Below are 16,414 nucleotides of genomic sequence, written 5' to 3'. Positions count from 1 at the left end.
GGGCCTCGGACGGATCAGGCCGCCGCGCCTTCCGCGACCGTCGCCATGTCGACCACGAAGCGGTACTTCACGTCGCTCTTCAGCATGCGTTCGTAGGCCTCGTTGATCTGGGACATGCGGATCGGCTCGATGTCCGAGACGATGCCGTGCTCGGCGCAGAAGTCGAGCATCTCCTGGGTCTCGGCGATGCCGCCGATGAGCGAGCCGGCCAGACGGCGGCGCTTGAAGATCAGGTTGAACACGGTGGGCGAGGGGTGCGGCGTGGACGGCGCGCCGACCAGCGTCATGGTGCCGTCGAGCTTGAGCAGCGCGAGGAAGGGGTCGAGGTCGTGCGCGGCGGCGACGGTGTTGAGGATGAAGTCGAAGCTGTTGCCGTGCGCGGCCATCTCGTCGGCGTTCTTCGACACCACGACCTCCTTGGCGCCCAGGCGCAGGGCGTCCTCGCGCTTGTCGGGCGAGGTGGTGAACAGCACCACGTGCGCGCCCATCGCGGCGGCGATCTTCACGCCCATGTGGCCGAGGCCGCCCAGGCCGACGATGCCGACCTTCGAGCCCGGTCCGACCTGCCACTGGCGCAGCGGCGAGTAGGTGGTGATGCCCGCGCACAGCAGAGGCGCGACGGCGGCGAGGTCGGCCTCCGGGTGGTTGACCTTGAGCACGAACTTCTCGTGCACCACGATGTGGTCGGAGTAGCCGCCCAGCGTGTTGGCGCGCGAGACCTGCTCGGGGCTGTCGTAGGTGCCGGTGAAGCCGTTGTCGCAGTACTGCTCCACGCCGTCGGCGCAGTGCTGGCAGTGCTGGCAGCTGTCGACCATGCAGCCCACGCCGACGACGTCGCCGACGGCGAACTTCGACACGCCCTCGCCGATGGCGGTCACGCGGCCGACGATCTCGTGGCCGGGCACGCACGGGTAGGTGGCCGCGCCCCATTCGCTGCGCGCGGTGTGCAGGTCGGAATGGCAGACGCCGCAGTGCAGGATGTCGATGGCGACGTCGCGCGCGGTCGGGTCGCGCCGCTCGAAGGTGAAGGGCGCGAGCGGGGTGGTGGCGGAACGGGCCGCGTAGGCATGGGTGAGTCGGGTCATGGGAGGGGTCCTCGCGAAGTGGGAAAAGCCATCGACCTTACGCCACGCCGGCGCCGCGCGCACGTCGATGGCGAACGTCCCCGGCAACCCCGCGCGCGCAGCGGAACGGGTCGCGTGCTAAGGTCCCCGCCGCCCGGAGCCCTTCCGGCCGCGACCCTGGAACCGAGCCTCCCGTGCCCCTCCCCGAACCCCCCGTCCCCAGCGCGGCGGCCCTCGCCGCGCGCACCGCCCGCGCCGATGCGGCGAACGCCGCCGAGCGCTCCGCCGCTCCGCCGGTCGTCGGCCTGTCGCCGCGCCTGACCCTGCTCTTCGCCGTCGCCTGCGGCCTGTGCGTGGCCAACCTGTATTTCGCGCAGCCGCTGGTCGGCCCCATCGCCGAGACCCTGCGGCTGCACGCCGGCCTCGCGGGGCTGGTCGTCACGCTCACGCAACTGGGCTACGGCACCGGCTTGCTGCTGCTGGTGCCGCTGGCCGACGTGGTGGAGAACCGGCGCCTGATCCTGCTGTCGATGGCCGGCGCGGTGCTGGGGCTGGTGGGGGTGGCGCTGTCGAACTCGGCGGCGACCTTCCTGGCGGCGTCCTTCGTCGTCGGGCTGTGCGCGGTGGCGGCGCAGGTGCTGGTGCCCTTCGCCTCGCACCTCGCGCCGGAGGCCGGCCGGGGCCGGGTGGTCGGCAACATCATGGGTGGGCTGATCGCCGGGATCATGCTGGCGCGGCCGTTCTCCAGCCTGGTGGCGTCGGCCTTCGGCTGGCGCGCGGTGTTCGCCGTCTCGGCGGTGTTGATGGCGGTGCTGATCGCCGTGCTGTGGCGCGCGCTGCCGCGCCGCGTGCCGCACGGCTCCATCGGCTACGCACGCACCATGGCGTCGCTGCCGGGCATCGCGTGGCGCACGCCGCTGCTGCAGCGCCGGGGCTTCTACCAGGGCATGCTGTTCGCGGGCTTCCAGGCCTTCTGGACGGCGGTGCCGTTGCTGCTGGCGCACGAGTTCGGCCTGGGGCAGGGCGGCATCGCGCTGTTCGCCCTGGCCGGCGCCGCCGGCGCGCTGGCGGCGCCCTGGGCCGGGCGGCTGGCCGATCGCGGACTGACGCGGCCGGCCACCGGCGCGGCCATCGGCGCGGCGCTGCTGTCCTTCGTCATCGGCGCGGTGTCGGTGCACTTCCACTCGCTCGCCGGGCTGGTGCTCGCGGGCATCCTGCTCGACGGCGCGGTGCAGCTGTGCCAGGTGCTCAACCTGCGCAGCCTCTACATGCTGGCACCGGAGCTGCGCGGCCGGCTCAACGGCCTGTTCATGACCTTCATCTTCCTGTGCGCGGCCGTCGCCTCGGGCGTCTCGGCGGCGGTCTACGCCTTCCACGGCTGGAGCGGCGTGTGCCTGATGGGCGGCGCGCTGGCGCTGGCGGCGGGCGTGCTGTTCCTGAGCGACCGCGCCGCGCCGGTGTCCCGGGCGGCCTGAGCCGGCCGAGCGGCGCCGCGTCCGCCGCGACGCCGCGGCGGGTCGCCTATCCGCCGCGCGCGCCGGCCGCGGGCGGCGTCCATTCGTACACCCACGTCTCGCTGACCGCCGCGCCGCCGCTGCGCAGGTACAGGCGCAGCGCCACGGAGCCGCCGCCATCGCCGCCGCCGTCGGGCACCAGGTCGAACATCGCCCGGATGCCGCCGACCGCCGCCAGCGGCCGCGCCGAGGTGATCTCCACCCGGCCGCGCGAGACCTCGATCACCGGCTCGACCGTCGCGCCCGCGGTCACCAGCGCCGCCAGCGGCCCGCCCGCGAAGTCCAGCGCGAAGCGGTAGGACGCGTAGGCGCGCGGCCGGCCGATGACCCCGCCGATGCCGGTGCGCGTGGCCACGCAATGCGCCAAGCCGGACTGCGCCGGCGCCACCGGCGCGCGGGCGCCCCAGTGCAGCCGGTAGGCCCAGAGCAGTTCCTCGCCGGCCCGGGGCGGCCTCGCCGGGTTCCAGAAGGCGACGACGTTGTCGAAGGTCTCGTCCTCGGTCGGGATCTCGACCAGCTGCACCGAGCCCTCGCCCCAGCCGCCCCGGGGCTCGACCCACAGCGAGGGCCGCTTCTCGTAGAACACGCCGTCGTCCTGGTAGTGGTCGAAGTCGCGGTCGCGCTGCATCAGGCCGAAGCCGCGCGGATCGCGGTCGGCGAAGGCGTTGAAGCGCAGCCGCGCCGGGTTCGACAGCGGCCGCCAGATCCACTCGCCGGCGCCGGTGAACAGCTGCAGGCCGTCGGAATCGTGGATCTCCGGGCGCCAGTCGTCGGCCCGGCGGCGGTCGTTCTCGCCGGTCTGGTACATGCTGGTGCACGGCGCGATGCCGATGCGCTCGATGGCGCGGCGCGGGTACAGCGCGGCGTCGACGTCCATCGTCAGCACCTCGCCGGGCGTGATGGCGAAGCGGTAGGCGCCGGCCACGCTGGGCGAGTCGAGCATCGCGTAGACCACCACCGTGGTCGCGTCGGGCGCGGGACGCTCGAAGTAGAAGTCGGTGAAGTCCGGGAACTCCTCGGGCCGGGGCAGGGCGGTGTCCACCGCCAGGCCGCGCGCCGACAGGCCGTACTGCCCCTCGGCGCCGACGGCGCGGAAGTAGCTCGCGCCCAGGAAGGCCGCCACGTCGTTGCGGAAGGCCGGCGCCGTCAGCACGCGGAAGCCCGCGAAGCCGAGGTCGCCGGGCTGCCTCGCGCCGTCGAGGCCGCTCCTGCCGTAGTCGAACATCGCCGGGTCGTAGGCCAGCTGCCGGGCCTCGTCGCCCACGACGTCGAACATGCGCACCGGCCGCTTGAAGAACAGGCCCAGGTGGAACAGCCGGATCTGGAAGCGCAGGCGCGCGTCGGCCCACAGGCCGTGCTCGGGGCGGAAGCGCAGCGCCTGGTAGCGGTCCCAGTCGAGCGCGGCGACGTCGGCCGGCAGCGGCCGGCCGTGGGGTTCGTAGGGCCGCTCGGAGAGATTGCGCGCCGCGCCCTTGAGCCAGGCGTAGCCGAAGCCGCGCTGCACGTCCCCCAGCGGCTTCAGGCCGGCGGCATGGGCGGCCGGGGCGATCGGCGGCGCGTCGGCCGGTGGCGCCGGGGCGACGGTCGGCGCGACGCCCGCGCAACCCGCGGTGCCGAGGGCGCCGGCGGCGCCGAGGAAGGTTCGTCTGAGCATGGTGGCGAAGCAGGAGGAAAGGGTGGAAAGAGGCTCGCGGCCGCGCCGGACGGCTGCGCGCGCGCCGCCACGACGGCCCGATCGTGCCTGCCCGGCGCCGGTCCCGCCGTGGGCGCGGACGCCGTCCGCGCGCGCACGGGCCGTGACGCACCCGCGTGCCGGCCAGGCCCGCCGCTACATCGACCAGATGCGCGGCGCGCCGGCCGGGCGCCGCCAGAGTTCGGCGCGCCAGGCCTGCCACACCTGCCGCAGCAGCTGCATCGCTGGCTCCACCACGGGCGCCAGCACCCGCAGCACCACGATCCCGCCGTGCGGGCTGGTGGCGCCGGCGCTGGCCGCGAGCGGGTGCGCGTCCGCCAGCCCGCGCGCGAGGTCGAGCAGCGCCTCGCGCCGCGCCCGCGCGAGCGGTGTGCCGGCGACCAGGAACAGCGAGGCGATGCAGCGCTGCCCCGCCAGGCCCAGCGGGCTCTCCAGCAGCCGGCGATCGGCCGCGTCGATGCGCCCGCGCTCCAGCCACACGCCCGGCACCTCGACGTGCTGCAGCAGGCTGCCGCGCTCGAAGGGCTGGCCGGCGGCGGGCAAGCCCAGCGCCGTGACGTCCCAGCCGATCATCTCGGCGCCGGGCGCGGCCTCGATGCGCAGCCGGTTCTCGGCTTGGCAGCCGCTGTAGCACAGCGCTTCCAGCGGCAGCCATTCGAGCCGCGCATCGGCGTCGAGCCGCAGCGTGGTGCGCTGCACCGCCGCCTCGCCCTCGCTGCGGTAGAAGCGCGTCGCGCCCGGCGTGGTGATCAGGCCGTGGCTGCCCGGCGCGGCGGTGACGTCGATGTCGAGCGTGTCGCCGCCCACCAGCCCGCCCGGCGGATGCACCAGCACGTTGTGGCAGACCGCGTCGCCCTCCGGGTACAGGCTCTGCAGGATGCGCAGCGGGCCGTCGTGCCGGAAGCGTGCGACGGTGCGGGAAGGGTTCGTGGCGCTGTAGTCGAGCGCGAGTCGGGCGTGCCAGGGCATCGTGGGAGTCTAGAAGGCGAACCGGCCCGGCCCGTGCCAGGGACACCGCGGAACCGGCTCCGCCGGGCCGCCGATGCCGCCCCCTCGAAAGGGGTGGGCGCCGCTACGCGCAGCGAGCGAGCCTGGGAGTGAGCCCAGGACACCGCGGAACCGGCTCCGCCGGGCCGCCGGTGTCGCCCCCTGGAAGGGGGTTGGCGAAGCGACACGCAGTGCGCGAAGACTGGGGGTGAGTCAAGTCCTCCAGGCGCCTTCGTGCGGGATCGTCGCTTCGTCGACGAGCGCCGGCCCGATGCACTCGATCGGATGCGGCGAGGCGGCGAAGACGTCGCGGCAGGACAGCTCGGCGTCGCGCTGGTCCTGGCGCTCGCCGCGGAACACGCGCAGGCGCTCGGCGTCGATGCCGAACACCACGCGCCCGATGTTCGACCAGAAGATCGCCCCGGCGCACATCACGCAGGGTTCGGCCGACGAGTAGAGCGTGGCGCCGGCGAGTTCCTCGCGCGACGGGCGCCGCGCGGCCAGGGCGCGGATGGCGCCCATCTCGGCGTGCGAGGTGCAGTCGCCGTTCTCGGCGGTGGCGTTGTGGGCCTCGGCGATGACCTCGCCGCCGGCCGAGACCACGATGGCGCCGAAGGGCCGGTTGCCGCGCCGGCTCGCCGCGTGCGACCAGTAGATCGCCTTGCGCAGGTAGCGGCCGTCGCGCTCGTCGAGGGCCTGTTCGGCCGGCAGGCGGGTGCGGGCCGATGTCGATGGGGTGGAGGAGAGGGTCATGTCCGGGTCCGTGCGTGCGTGCCGCCGCTCGAAGGCGGCGCGATGGGTTGGGAGGGAAGGTGTCGAAGGAACGGAAGGCGTCGAGGCAGGCGCGGCGAGGAGGAAAGGGATCGGGGTCGGGATGCCGGGACACGTCGTCGATCCGGTGTCCGGACGGCCATCCGGGCATACACCCGAAGCCGTCGGGACGGCTGTCGGACACGGCCACGTGCCGGCCGCCTCGTTCGACGTCCGACGGCCGGCCAAGCACGACGCATGCCATGGCGCCGGGCCGGCCGGGTGGCGACGGGACCGGCCGGCGCGTGCGGCCGGCCGCCGTTCCGTGCGATGCACCACGGCACGGCGTCATGCACCGGCAAAGTTCGACCCGCCGACGGGGGCACCGCGACGGCGTGTTTGCCGGCAGCGCCGCGACTGGGCATCATCGGCCGCTCAGAGTAGAAGCGTTCACCAGCCGCAGGCCGTCCGGGGCTGGCAGGAAATTGCTCTTGAAGCCCGAGTTCCGACTTCCTTCAGGAGATTTTCCCGTCATGAGCGTCACCGACCATTCCCTCACCGAGCTGCAGCGCGAGTCCCGCATGGGCGCGATGGGCCGCACCAACACGACGCGCGAGATCCGCCGCATCGACCTCTCGGACTTCGAACGCCGCCGCGACGTCATCGCGCAGGAACTGTGGGACGCGGCCGTCGACGTCGGCTTCTTCCAGCTCGTCAACCACGGCATCGACCTCGCGAAGATCCGCGGCGCCTTCGAGATGGCCGAGCGCATGTTCGCGCTGCCCGAACCGGTCAAGGCGCAGTACCCGCTGAAGAAGGCGCTCAACGCCGGCTGGGAGAGCAAGGCGCAGGTCCGGCCCTCCACCGGCACGCCCGATCAGAAGGAGAGCTACCAGATCACCCGCCCGCACATGGCCGGCCTGTGGCCGACCGAGGACGAACTGCCGGGCTTCCGCGCGACGATGCTCGCCTTCGAGCGCGAGAGCTGGGAGGTCGGCATGCGCGTGCTGTCGTGCTTCGCCGCCAAGCTGGGCTTCGAGCGCGACTTCTTCGCCCGCGCGCACGATCCGGAGCGACCCAGCTACCAGAGCACGTTGCGCCTGCTGCACTACTACGCGATCCCACCCGAGGCGCAGGCCGGCCTCGACCTCTGGCGCGCCGGCGCGCACACCGACTTCGACTGCCTGACCCTGCTCTACCAGCGCCACGGCCAGGGCGGCCTGGAGGTGTGTCCCGGCAAGGAGATGGAGGCGCAGGAATGGACCCCGATCGCGCCCGACGGCGACGCCATCACCTGCAACATCGGCGACATGCTCATGCGCTGGAGCGACGACCGGCTGCCGAGCAACTTCCACCGCGTGAAGAACCCGCTGCCGGGCGAGTACATGGGTCCGCGCTACAGCATCGCCTTCTTCGCCCAGGCCAACCGCGACGCGATGATCCAGCCCCCCGGCGGGACGCACGCGCCGATCAGCGCCGGCGACTTCCTGAACCAGCGCATCGCGGCGAACTTCAAAAAGTACTGAAGCTCCCCCCAAGCCGCTTCGCGGCTTCCCCCCTCTCTCGCCTGCGGCGGGAGGGGGGCGCACCCGGCGGCCTGGCGGAGCCAGTTCCGCGGATGCCCTGGCGGGCTTGCGGGGGGTGGCGAAGGTTGCGCGCGGAGCCTCAGGCGCCGGTGGAGGGAGCGTCCGGCGTGCGGGTCGCCTCGGCGGTGTCGACGGGGATCCGTTCGAGTTCGGCCAGCCACACCTCGGCTTCCGAATCGCTGGGGGCGCGCCAGTCGCCGCGCGGCGAGAGCGAGCCGCCGGAGCCCACCTTCGGTCCGTTGGGCACGCAGGAGCGCTTGAACTGGCTGGTCTTGAAGAAGCGCCAGACGAAGGTGCGCAGGTGGCCGCGGATGGCCGCGAGCGGGTAGGCGTTGCGCTCTTCGCCCTCCAGCGCCTCCGGCCAGGGACCGCGCGCGACGTCGCCCCAGGCCGCGTGCGCCAGGAACGCCACCTTCGACGGCCGGAAGCCGTGGCGCGTGACGTAGTACAGGTGGAAGTCCTGCAGCTCGTAGGGGCCGATGGTGTCCTCGGTGCGCTGACCGGGCTGGTCGCGCCGTCCGGCGTCGTCGGCATCGGCATCGGCTTCCGGCGAGGTTGGCGGATCGTTCGGCACCAGCTCCGGGCTGACCTCGGTCGCCACGATGGCCCGCAGCACCTCGCTGCCGGCGGCGTCGAGCACGCCCGCGCCGGCCACCCAGCGCACCATGTGCTTGATCAGCGTCTTGGGCACGCTGGCGTTGACGTTGTAGTGCGACATGTGGTCGCCCACGCCGTAGGTGCACCAGCCCAAGGCCAGCTCGCTGAGGTCGCCGGTGCCCACGACGATGCCGTCGAGATGGTTGGCCAGGCGGAACAGGTGGCTGGTGCGCTCGCCGGCCTGCACGTTCTCGAAGGTGATGTCGTACTGCGGCACGCCGTCGGCGAAGGGATGGCCCAGGTCGACGAGCATCTGCCGGCAGCTCGGCCGGATGTCGATCTCGCGCGCCGTGCAGCCGATGGCCGCCATCAATCCGTGCGCCTGCCGCAGGGTGCGGCCGGTGGTGGCGAAGCCGGGCATCGTGAAGCCCAGGATGTCGCTGCGCGGGCGGCCCAGGCGGTCCATCGCCTGCGCGCACACCAGCAGGGCGTGGGTCGAGTCGAGCCCGCCCGAGACGCCGATCACCAGCTTCCCGATGCGCGCCGCCTCGACGCGCTGCACCAGCGACTGCACCTGGATGTTGAAGACCTCGCGGCAGCGCTCGTCGCGCGTGGCGGCGTTCGCCGGCACGTACGGGAAGCGCTCGACCGTGCGGCGCAGGCCGCCGGGCGCCGCGCGCCCCAGCCCGGGCAGGTCGAACTCGACCGTGCGCCAATGCCGCAGCACGTCCTTGTGGCGCTGCGCCGAGACGCCGAAGGAGTTCTGCCGCATGCGCTCGTGCGCGAGGCGTTCCAGGTCGGCGTCGACGGCGATCAGGTGCGAGCGGTTGCTGAAACGCTCGCTCTCGGCGAGCAGCTCGCCGTTCTCGTAGATCAGCGACTGGCCGTCCCAGGCCAGGTCGGTGGTCGACTCGCCGATGCCGGCCGACGAATAGAGGTACGCCGCCAGGCAGCGCGCCGACTGCGAGCGCACCAGCTGGTGGCGGTAGTCCGACTTGCCCACCGTGATGTTCGACGCCGACAGGTTGACCAGCACCGTCGCGCCGGCCAGCGCCGCCTGGCTCGACGGCGGGATCGGCACCCAGACGTCCTCGCAGATCTCGACGTGGAAGGTCAGGAGCGGCAGGCCGCGCGCCCGGAACAGCAGCTCGGCGCCGAAGGGCACGCGCGCGCCGCACAGGTCGATCTCGGTGGCCAAGGCGCTGTCGGCGGCGCTGAACTGCCGGCCCTCGTAGAACTCGGCGTAGTTGGGCAGGTAGGTCTTGGGCAGCACGCCCAGCAGGGCGCCGCCGGCGACGATCGCCGCGCAGTTGTAGAGCCGGTGGTCGACCCGCACCGGCAGGCCGACGACGGCGACGGTCGGCAGCTCGCGCGAGGCGGCGACGAGTTCGGCCAGGGCGGCCTCGCAGCCTTCGAGCAGGGCGGTCTGGTGGAACAGGTCGTCGCAGGTGTAGGCGGAGATGCCCAGTTCCGGGAAGGCGACCAGGGCGACGCCGTCGGCGGCCGCTTCGCGGTACAGGCGCAGGGTTTCGCGGCCGTTGAAGACCGGATCGGCCACGCGGTTGCGGGGCACGGCGACGGCCAGGCGCGCGAAGCCGTGCGAATAGGGGTTGTCGAAGGGAAGATCGGTGGGCATGACCGCGATCCTAGGCCTTCACGATGGCGACGGCGGATGGCACGTCGTGAGGGCACGGGTCGGTACGGCAGTTGCACGGCCATGGCGAAAAGCGCCACGGCACCACCCGCGATCCGGTCCGTCGGAGCGACGGCAGGTCGTGAGCGGTCAGCGTTCGAAGGTCGCCACTGTCGGAATCTCCCAATCAGCGCTGGCCGCATCGGCCGGTACCGCCAACATGAAGATCGCAGCAGAAGCCGTCGAGATGACAACGGTGATGAGGAAATTGACCATGGGAGAGATTCTCGATCGGTCCTTGTAACGGCTTGTCAGCCATTGGCTCCCCCGCTTGCGCGATTTACGCCCGCGCGGTTGGGAGGTGACTGTAAGTCGCGTGTGCGACACGCCGTACCAGGGTTTCTAGCGATCCGGGGTGTCCATGGCTTCGACGATCTTCCCGTCGCCGACGAAGGCCTCGCCCACCAGCATCCGGAAGCCCGTGCCCGGCGCGAAGCGGGGTCGCGCCACGGCGGGCGACAGGAACTCGACCGGCAGGCGCTGCAGCGCGCCGCGCCGGAACTCGCCGCCCGCGGGCACCCGCCAGCGCCCGGAAAAGCCCTCGTTGCCGACCACGAAGGCGCAGTAGTGCTCGCCCTCGGCGATCAGCACGTCCTCGGCCGGGACGGCGGCGGGGCGCAGGGTGATCTCGGCCAACGCGTGCGCGTGGAACGGCGTTTGCGTCGCCAGGGCGATCCGGTCGGCCACGGCGGCCTCCGAGGCGGGCACCGGCTTCGGCGGTCGCTTCAGGCGTCCCATCAGCCAGCCCACGACGTTGCCGATCACCGGGACCCACAGCAGCAGCATCAGGGTGCCGATGTCGCGCGTCGTCGTGCCGGGCGCGGCGAAGTGCCGGATGGCCGCGCCCGACAGGGCCAGGAACAGCAGCACGACGACGATGAGCTTGCGGCGGGACTGGCGGGTGGTCATGGGCGAGGGATCCGGGTGCGAGAGGAAAAGGCGCACCGGGAGGTCGGGCGCGACGGGGCATTCTCGCGAACGTAGCGCGCGAAGGACGGGAACGACGGGACGTCGGTGCCTGGAGGCCGGCGACGCCTACCGTCCGCGCGAAGCCCAGAAACCGCGATGCGTCTCGACCATCTCGTCGGCCACCTCGTTCACCGGTCCGGTCACCTCGATGGTCTTTTGGCCGCGCGCGAAGACCTCGCGGCAGGGCAGCGCGAGCGTCGGGTTCTCCGGGTGGTCGCCGGTCAGTGCCAACAGAGCCTCCTCCCCGGCGCCGTAGACGACGTGGCCGATGTCGGCCCAGTACACGGTGCCGGCGCACATCGCGCAGGGCTCGAAGGTGGTGACCAGCGTGCACTGCCGCAGGTAGGCGGCAGGGTAGTTCAACGATGCCTGGCGCGCGAGCGTGGCCTCGGCGTGATGCACGGTGTCGATGTTGCCCTGCTCGGCCAGCACCGTCTCGCCGTCCGGCGCCACCAGCACGGCGCCGAAGGGATGGCGCCCCATCGCCATCGCCCGCCGCGCCACCGCGTCGGCGCGCCGCAGCGCGGCGATGGCCTGCGCGCGCGTCATCGTCGTCATCCGCCCTGCGAGCCCCTGTGGGCCCAGCCGGTGGTGTGCTTCTCGATCAGGCTGAACAGCTCGTACATCGCCATCGCCATCGCGCCCACCACCATCAGGCCGGCGAAGGCCAGGCCCATCTGCATGGCGGAGCCGGCGGAGATCAGCAGGTAGCCGATGCCCTCGTTGGCCGCCGTCATCTCGCTGACCGTGGTGCCGACGAAGGCCAGGGTGATGGCGACCTTGAGCGAGGCGAAGAAGTACGGCATGGAGCGCGGCAGGCCGATCTTCATCAGCACGTCCCAGCGCTTGGCGCCCAGCACGCGCAGCACGTCCTCCAGCTCGGGCTCCAGCGTGGCCAGGCCGGTGGCGATGTTGACCATGATCGGGAAGAAGCTGATGAGGAAGGCCGTCAGGATCGCCGGGCCGACGCCGATGCCGAACCACACCACCAGGATCGGCACGAAGGCCGCCTTGGGCAGGGCGTTGAAGGCCGTCATCAGCGGGTACATCGCCGCGTAGGCCAGGCGCGAGCTGCCCACCACGAAGCCCAGCAGCACGCCCACCACGATCGCCAGGCCGAAGCCCGCCATCGTGACCCAGAAGGTGCGCCAGGCGTGGCCGGCGATGATCTCCTTGAACTCCCAGAACTGCGTCCAGATGCGCAGCGGGCTCGGGAAGATGAACTCCGAGATGCCGAAGCCGGCGCAGACGATCTGCCAGAGCACCAGCACGGCCACCAGCAGCAGCCAGGGCGACCAGCGCTCGATCTGCTTCGCGTTCCGGTGCATCGCGCTCATGCCGCCACCGCCGAGGCCGAGGTCTGTGCCGCGCCGATGCCGGTGTTGCGGATGGCGCCGATGTGCCCGCGCAGCTCCAGCACCATGTCGGTGAATTCCTTGGTGTAGGTGAGCTCCAGTTCGCGTGGGCGCGGCAGCTCGATCTCGCGGCGCACCACGAAGCGCCCGGGGCTCTTGCTCATGACGTAGACGGTGTCGGCCAGGAAGACGCTCTCGCGCAGGTCGTGCGTGACCAGGATGACGTTGAAGCGCTGCTCGGTCCAGAGGTCGCGCAGGATGCACCACAGCTCCTCGCGCGTGAAGGCGTCGAGCGCGCCGAAGGGCTCGTCGAGCAGCAGCATCTTGGGCTCGTGGATGAGCGCGCGGCAGATGCTCGCGCGCTGCTGCATGCCGCCCGAGAGCTGCCACGGGAACTTGTCCTCGTAGCCGGCGAGGCCGACCTTCCGCAGCAGCCGGCGGGCGCGTTCCTCGTATTCCTTGCGTTTCGCGCGGAAGGTGGAGCGGTAGGGCTCGACGATCTCCAGGGGCAGCAGCACGTTGTCGACCGTGGTGCGCCAGGGCAGCAGCGAGGGCGCCTGGAACGCCATGCCCGAGATCTTCAGCGGCCCGGTGACCGGCGCGCCGTCGATGCGGATGCGGCCCATCGAGGGCATCTTCAGGCCCGTGGCGAGCTTCATGAAGGTCGACTTGCCGCAGCCCGAGGGCCCGACGATGGCGATGAACTCGCCGCGCCGGATCTTCAGGTCGATGGCCTCGACCGCGAAGTGGTTCTCCCGCAGCAGCTGCTCGTTGTAGGCCAGCCAGACATCCTGGAAATCGACGAAGTGGGTGGGTTCGGACATGGGTTCGACGGTGTGCGCGACGGGCGTCACTTCTTCAGGACGGCCAGTTCGGCGGCCGGCGGCAGCAGCGTGCCGTTCCACACCGTGGCCGGGTCGACGCGCGTCTTGGTGGCGAAGGCGTCCGACACCTGCGAGGCCATCAGCGACAGGCGCCCCGCGTTGACGGCGCCGAAGCCCTCGGCGCGCGCGTCGGCGCTGTTGACCACGGTGTCGATGGCCAGCTGCAGGCGGCGCGTCTCCAGCTTGGCGTCGACGATGCCGTCGCGCGCCTTGACCGATTCGACCGCCACGGCCGGGTTGGCGACGACCTCCTTCGCGCCCTTGGCGAAGGCCGAGAGGAAGGCCTTCACCGCCGCCGGGTTGTCCTTGAGCATCTTGGGCGACACGATGATCGCGTTGCCGTAGAGCTTCACGCCGTAGTCGGGGTAGGGCAGCACCACCACGTCGGCGGCCTTGGCGCCGCGCGCCTCCAGGTTGAGCAGCGAGGTGAAGGTGAAGCCGGTGATGGCGTCGACGTCGCCGCGCATGAGCATGGTCTCGCGCAGCGTCGGGTCCATCGCGGTCCAGGTCACCGCGCCGACGTTGTTGGCCTTGGCGAAGATCGGGAACGCGCGGCGGCCGGCGTCGAACACCGGCGCGCCCAGCTTCTTGCCGGCGAGGTCGGCCGGCTTCGAAATGCCGCTCTTCTTCAGCGCCATGACCGAGGCGGGCGTGTTGTTGTAGACCATCATCACCGCGACGGGCTTGTTGGGCGCGTCGGGGTTGTTGGCGTGGAATTCCATCAGCGCGGCGAGGTCGGCGAAGCCCATGTCGTAGGCGCCCGAGGCCACGCGCGTGACCGTGCCGCCCGAGCCGTTGCCCGCGTCGATCGTCACGTCGAGCCCGGCGTTCTTGAAGTATCCCTTGGCGGCCGGATGCAGGAACAGGGCGGCCGGCCCCTCGAAACGCCAGTCGAGCTGGAACTTCACGGGCGTCTGGGCCCGGGCGGTGCCGGCCAGACCGAAGGCGAGCGCGGAAGCGGCGAGAAGGGACTGGAGCAGGTGGCGCTTGTTCATCGTCGGTGGCATCAGGCAGGAGGATGGGGATGGGTCTGGGGGAAGCAATAACGGTGCCTGCACCAGAGCGGTGCTTCGCTGAATGGCGAATCGGGAAGGGTCGCGACAGCCTCCGGCTGACAAGACGGGGGTGGACGGGGTGCCAGCATTCGCCGCAGAGACCGCGCAGCCCCACCGAACAGCCCCTTCCTTCCCATGACCTCATCGCCCCTCGACCCCCGTTCGGATTCCCTGGCTTTCCTCGACGGCGGAGGCGAGATGGGCGATCTCATGCGCCGGACGGACTGGCGCGACCATGCGCTCGGACCGCCGGCGCAGTGGCCGCAGTCCCTGCGCTCGATGGTCTCGGCCTGCCTGAACTCGCCCCTGCTGTGCACCGTGCTGTGGGGGCCCGACCTGCGGATGCTCTACAACGACGGCTACGTGCCCTCGATGGGCGAGCGGCATCCGGGCGCACTGGGACGGCCGGTGGCCGAGGTCTGGGGCGAGGCCTGGACGGCGGTGGCGCCCGATTTCCATGGCGTGCTGGAAACCGGTCGGGGCATGATGCAGAAGAAGGTGCCGCTCACGGTCCAGCGCCACGGCCGGACCGTGCAGACCTGGTGGGACTTCACCGCCACGCCGATCCGCGGCGAGGACGGCCGCATCGCCGGACTGCTCAACCAGGGCAGCGAGATCACCGAGCAGGTGCTGGCCGAGCAGGCGCGCGACGCCGCGACCGCCGAACTGCGCGAGCTCACGGACCACCTGGCGATGACGGTCGAGGAGCGCACGCGCGACCGCAACGCCCTGTGGGAACTGTCGTCGGACCTGATGCTGCGCTGCGGCTTCGACGGCCGCATCGTCGCCGTCAACCCGGCCTGGACGCGCATGCTGGGCTGGGAGGAGGGCGAACTGCTGGGCATCTCGCTGTTCGATCTGATCCATCCCGACGACCTGCAGCACACCGTCGACGGCGCGAGCGCGTCGGCCGACGGCCGGTCGTTCCGGCGCTTCGACAACCGCTACCGCCACAAGGACGGCAGCTACCGCCAGATCAGCTGGTCGACCCGTTCGGCCCACGGCCTGATCAACGCCGTCGGCCGCGACATGACCGACGAGCTGGCGCAGTCGAGCGCCCTGGCCGCCTCGCAGGAGCAGCTGCGCCAGTCGCAGAAGCTCGAGGCCGTGGGCCAACTCACCGGCGGCGTGGCGCACGACTTCAACAACCTGCTGACGGTGGTGCGCTCCTCGGTCGAGCTGCTGCGCCGCGTCGATCCGGCGGCGGCGGACAAGCGGCGGCGCTACATCCAGTCGATCGCCGACGCCGTCGACCGCGCGGCCAAGCTCACCGGCCAGCTGCTGGCCTTCGCGCGCCGTCAGGCCCTGGTGCCCACGGTGTTCGACGTCGTGCGCAACATCCGCATGGTCGGCGAGATGATGGAGACGCTCACCGGCTCGCGCATCCGCGTGCGCATCGACCTGCCGCCCCATCCGTGCTTCGTGCACGCCGACGCCAGCCAGTTCGACACGGCCATCATCAACATGGCCGTCAACGCGCGCGACGCCATGGGCGGCGAGGGCGAGCTGACGCTGCGCGTGCGCCGCGCCGAGTCGCTGCCGGCCATCCGGTCGCATCCGGTGCGGCCGGGCGCGTATGTCGAGGTGTCGCTCCAGGACAGCGGCACGGGCATCCCGGCCGATCAGCTGAAGAAGATCTTCGAGCCCTTCTTCACCACCAAGTCGGTCGGCCTGGGCACGGGGCTGGGGCTGTCGCAGGTCTACGGCTTCGCCAAGCAGTCCGGCGGCGAGGTCCAGGTCGACAGCACGCCGGGCCGGGGCAGCACCTTCACGCTCTACCTGCCCTGGGCGAACGCGGCGGCGGCCGAGCCGGAGCCCGGCGTGCCGGAGCCGCTGCTCACCGGGCACGGCACCCGCGTGCTGGTGGTGGAGGACAACGTGGAGGTCGGCGCGCTCGCGACGCAGACGCTGGCCGAGCTGGGCTACGTCACGGCCTGGGTGGTCGACGCCCGGCAGGCGCTGGCCGAACTCGACCGCGCGCCCGACGCCTTCGACGTCGTGTTCTCCGACGTGGTGATGCCCGGCATGAACGGCATCGAGCTGGCCCGGGAGATCGAGCGGCGCCATCCGGACGTGCCGGTGGTGCTGACCTCGGGCTACAGCGACGCGCTGGTGCACGGCGGCAGCAGCGGTTTCGAGCTGCTGCAGAAGCCCTATTCCTTCGACCAGCTCTCGCTGGCCCTGCGCAAGGAGGCGGTGAAGCGGCACCGCCGCCGCGCCGGCGCCGCCTCCTGAGCCGAGGGGCGCGGACGCCCCCGCGACCCCGG

At 71.9% G+C, this 16,414-nt stretch carries 14 protein-coding genes; 3 read left to right on the top strand and 11 right to left on the bottom strand.

The annotated features are described in order from the left end of the window. Nucleotides 1–14 precede the first annotated feature (14 nt). Nucleotides 15–1,085, bottom strand: coding sequence for an NAD(P)-dependent alcohol dehydrogenase (locus tag ABID77_RS11840; protein WP_429595585.1), 1,071 nt, complete (start codon nucleotides 1,083–1,085; stop codon nucleotides 15–17). Between the two features lie 284 nt (nucleotides 1,086–1,369). On the opposite strand from ABID77_RS11840, the gene ABID77_RS11835 reads away from it, so the two are divergent. Next, complete coding sequence (locus ABID77_RS11835; protein ID WP_429596141.1) at nucleotides 1,370–2,539, top strand: MFS transporter; 1,170 nt, start codon at nucleotides 1,370–1,372, stop codon at nucleotides 2,537–2,539. 46 nt (nucleotides 2,540–2,585) lie between these two features. Here ABID77_RS11835 and ABID77_RS11830 read toward each other — a convergent pair whose 3' ends face one another. From ABID77_RS11830 to ABID77_RS11820, 3 genes are all read right to left on the bottom strand, one after another. After that, nucleotides 2,586–4,232, bottom strand: coding sequence for a glucan biosynthesis protein (locus tag ABID77_RS11830; protein ID WP_429595582.1), 1,647 nt, complete (start codon nucleotides 4,230–4,232; stop codon nucleotides 2,586–2,588). A 174-nt stretch (nucleotides 4,233–4,406) separates the two neighbouring features. Next, nucleotides 4,407–5,240 carry an urease accessory protein UreD gene (locus tag ABID77_RS11825; RefSeq protein WP_429595579.1) on the bottom strand — a complete coding sequence of 278 codons (834 nt, stop codon included), beginning with the start codon at nucleotides 5,238–5,240 and terminating at the stop codon, nucleotides 4,407–4,409. A gap of 231 nt (nucleotides 5,241–5,471) precedes the next feature. Further along, nucleotides 5,472–6,011, bottom strand: a complete 540-nt coding sequence (locus ABID77_RS11820; protein WP_429595576.1) for a nucleoside deaminase — start codon at nucleotides 6,009–6,011, stop codon at nucleotides 5,472–5,474. Nucleotides 6,012–6,541: 530 nt separating this feature from the next. On the opposite strand from ABID77_RS11820, the gene ABID77_RS11815 reads away from it, so the two are divergent. Further along, on the top strand, nucleotides 6,542–7,534 hold the full coding sequence (locus ABID77_RS11815; RefSeq protein ID WP_429595574.1) for an isopenicillin N synthase family dioxygenase: 993 nt from the start codon (nucleotides 6,542–6,544) through the stop codon (nucleotides 7,532–7,534). A gap of 139 nt (nucleotides 7,535–7,673) precedes the next feature. Here ABID77_RS11815 and ABID77_RS11810 read toward each other — a convergent pair whose 3' ends face one another. The 7 genes from ABID77_RS11810 to ABID77_RS11780 all read right to left on the bottom strand — a co-directional run bounded on the left by ABID77_RS11810 (nucleotide 7,674) and on the right by ABID77_RS11780 (nucleotide 14,087). Beyond that, nucleotides 7,674–9,827 carry an NAD(+) synthase gene (locus ABID77_RS11810; protein ID WP_429595571.1) on the bottom strand — a complete coding sequence of 718 codons (2,154 nt, stop codon included), beginning with the start codon at nucleotides 9,825–9,827 and terminating at the stop codon, nucleotides 7,674–7,676. A 147-nt stretch (nucleotides 9,828–9,974) separates the two neighbouring features. Continuing rightward, nucleotides 9,975–10,100 (bottom strand): hypothetical protein, encoded by a 126-nt coding sequence (locus ABID77_RS11805; RefSeq protein ID WP_429595568.1) that lies wholly within the window; start codon nucleotides 10,098–10,100, stop codon nucleotides 9,975–9,977. Nucleotides 10,101–10,226: 126 nt separating this feature from the next. Further along, entirely contained in the window at nucleotides 10,227–10,793 is a 567-nt protein-coding gene (locus ABID77_RS11800; RefSeq protein WP_429595565.1) for a hypothetical protein, read from the bottom strand. A gap of 126 nt (nucleotides 10,794–10,919) precedes the next feature. After that, nucleotides 10,920–11,402: a nucleoside deaminase gene (locus tag ABID77_RS11795; RefSeq protein ID WP_429595562.1), complete on the bottom strand. Its 483-nt coding sequence runs from the start codon at nucleotides 11,400–11,402 to the stop codon at nucleotides 10,920–10,922. 5 nt (nucleotides 11,403–11,407) lie between these two features. Next, nucleotides 11,408–12,190, bottom strand: a complete 783-nt coding sequence (locus ABID77_RS11790) for an ABC transporter permease (RefSeq protein WP_429595559.1) — start codon at nucleotides 12,188–12,190, stop codon at nucleotides 11,408–11,410. Beyond that, the gene (locus ABID77_RS11785; RefSeq protein WP_429595555.1) at nucleotides 12,187–13,032 is read right to left on the bottom strand and encodes an ABC transporter ATP-binding protein; all 846 of its coding nucleotides are present in this window, start codon (nucleotides 13,030–13,032) and stop codon (nucleotides 12,187–12,189) included. The genes ABID77_RS11790 and ABID77_RS11785 overlap by 4 nt, the downstream gene beginning before the upstream one ends. A 26-nt stretch (nucleotides 13,033–13,058) precedes the next feature. After that, entirely contained in the window at nucleotides 13,059–14,087 is a 1,029-nt protein-coding gene (locus tag ABID77_RS11780; protein ID WP_429595553.1) for an ABC transporter substrate-binding protein, read from the bottom strand. Nucleotides 14,088–14,282: 195 nt separating this feature from the next. On the opposite strand from ABID77_RS11780, the gene ABID77_RS11775 reads away from it, so the two are divergent. Continuing rightward, nucleotides 14,283–16,382, top strand: coding sequence for an ATP-binding protein (locus ABID77_RS11775; RefSeq protein WP_429595550.1), 2,100 nt, complete (start codon nucleotides 14,283–14,285; stop codon nucleotides 16,380–16,382). Nucleotides 16,383–16,414 lie beyond the last annotated feature (32 nt).

Source organism: Variovorax sp. PvP013 (assembly GCF_050435945.1).
Lineage (GTDB): Bacteria > Pseudomonadota > Gammaproteobacteria > Burkholderiales > Burkholderiaceae_C > Variovorax.
This window is presented reverse-complemented; position numbering and strand designations above follow the sequence as displayed.

Bases quoted from the DNA above. Each gene is read 5' to 3' on its own strand.
- ABID77_RS11840 (WP_429595585.1), bottom strand. From the start codon at position 1,085: ATGACCCGACTCACCCATGCCTACGCGGCCCGTTCCGCCACCACCCCG.
- ABID77_RS11830 (WP_429595582.1), bottom strand. From the start codon at position 4,232: ATGCTCAGACGAACCTTCCTCGGCGCCGCCGGCGCCCTCGGCACCGCG.
- ABID77_RS11825 (WP_429595579.1), bottom strand. From the start codon at position 5,240: ATGCCCTGGCACGCCCGACTCGCGCTCGACTACAGCGCCACGAACCCT.
- ABID77_RS11820 (WP_429595576.1), bottom strand. From the start codon at position 6,011: ATGACCCTCTCCTCCACCCCATCGACATCGGCCCGCACCCGCCTGCCG.
- ABID77_RS11815 (WP_429595574.1), top strand. From the start codon at position 6,542: ATGAGCGTCACCGACCATTCCCTCACCGAGCTGCAGCGCGAGTCCCGC.
- ABID77_RS11810 (WP_429595571.1), bottom strand. From the start codon at position 9,827: ATGCCCACCGATCTTCCCTTCGACAACCCCTATTCGCACGGCTTCGCG.
- ABID77_RS11805 (WP_429595568.1), bottom strand. From the start codon at position 10,100: ATGGTCAATTTCCTCATCACCGTTGTCATCTCGACGGCTTCTGCTGCG.
- ABID77_RS11800 (WP_429595565.1), bottom strand. From the start codon at position 10,793: ATGACCACCCGCCAGTCCCGCCGCAAGCTCATCGTCGTCGTGCTGCTG.
- ABID77_RS11795 (WP_429595562.1), bottom strand. From the start codon at position 11,402: ATGACGCGCGCGCAGGCCATCGCCGCGCTGCGGCGCGCCGACGCGGTG.
- ABID77_RS11790 (WP_429595559.1), bottom strand. From the start codon at position 12,190: ATGAGCGCGATGCACCGGAACGCGAAGCAGATCGAGCGCTGGTCGCCC.
- ABID77_RS11785 (WP_429595555.1), bottom strand. From the start codon at position 13,032: ATGTCCGAACCCACCCACTTCGTCGATTTCCAGGATGTCTGGCTGGCC.
- ABID77_RS11780 (WP_429595553.1), bottom strand. From the start codon at position 14,087: ATGAACAAGCGCCACCTGCTCCAGTCCCTTCTCGCCGCTTCCGCGCTC.
- ABID77_RS11775 (WP_429595550.1), top strand. From the start codon at position 14,283: ATGACCTCATCGCCCCTCGACCCCCGTTCGGATTCCCTGGCTTTCCTC.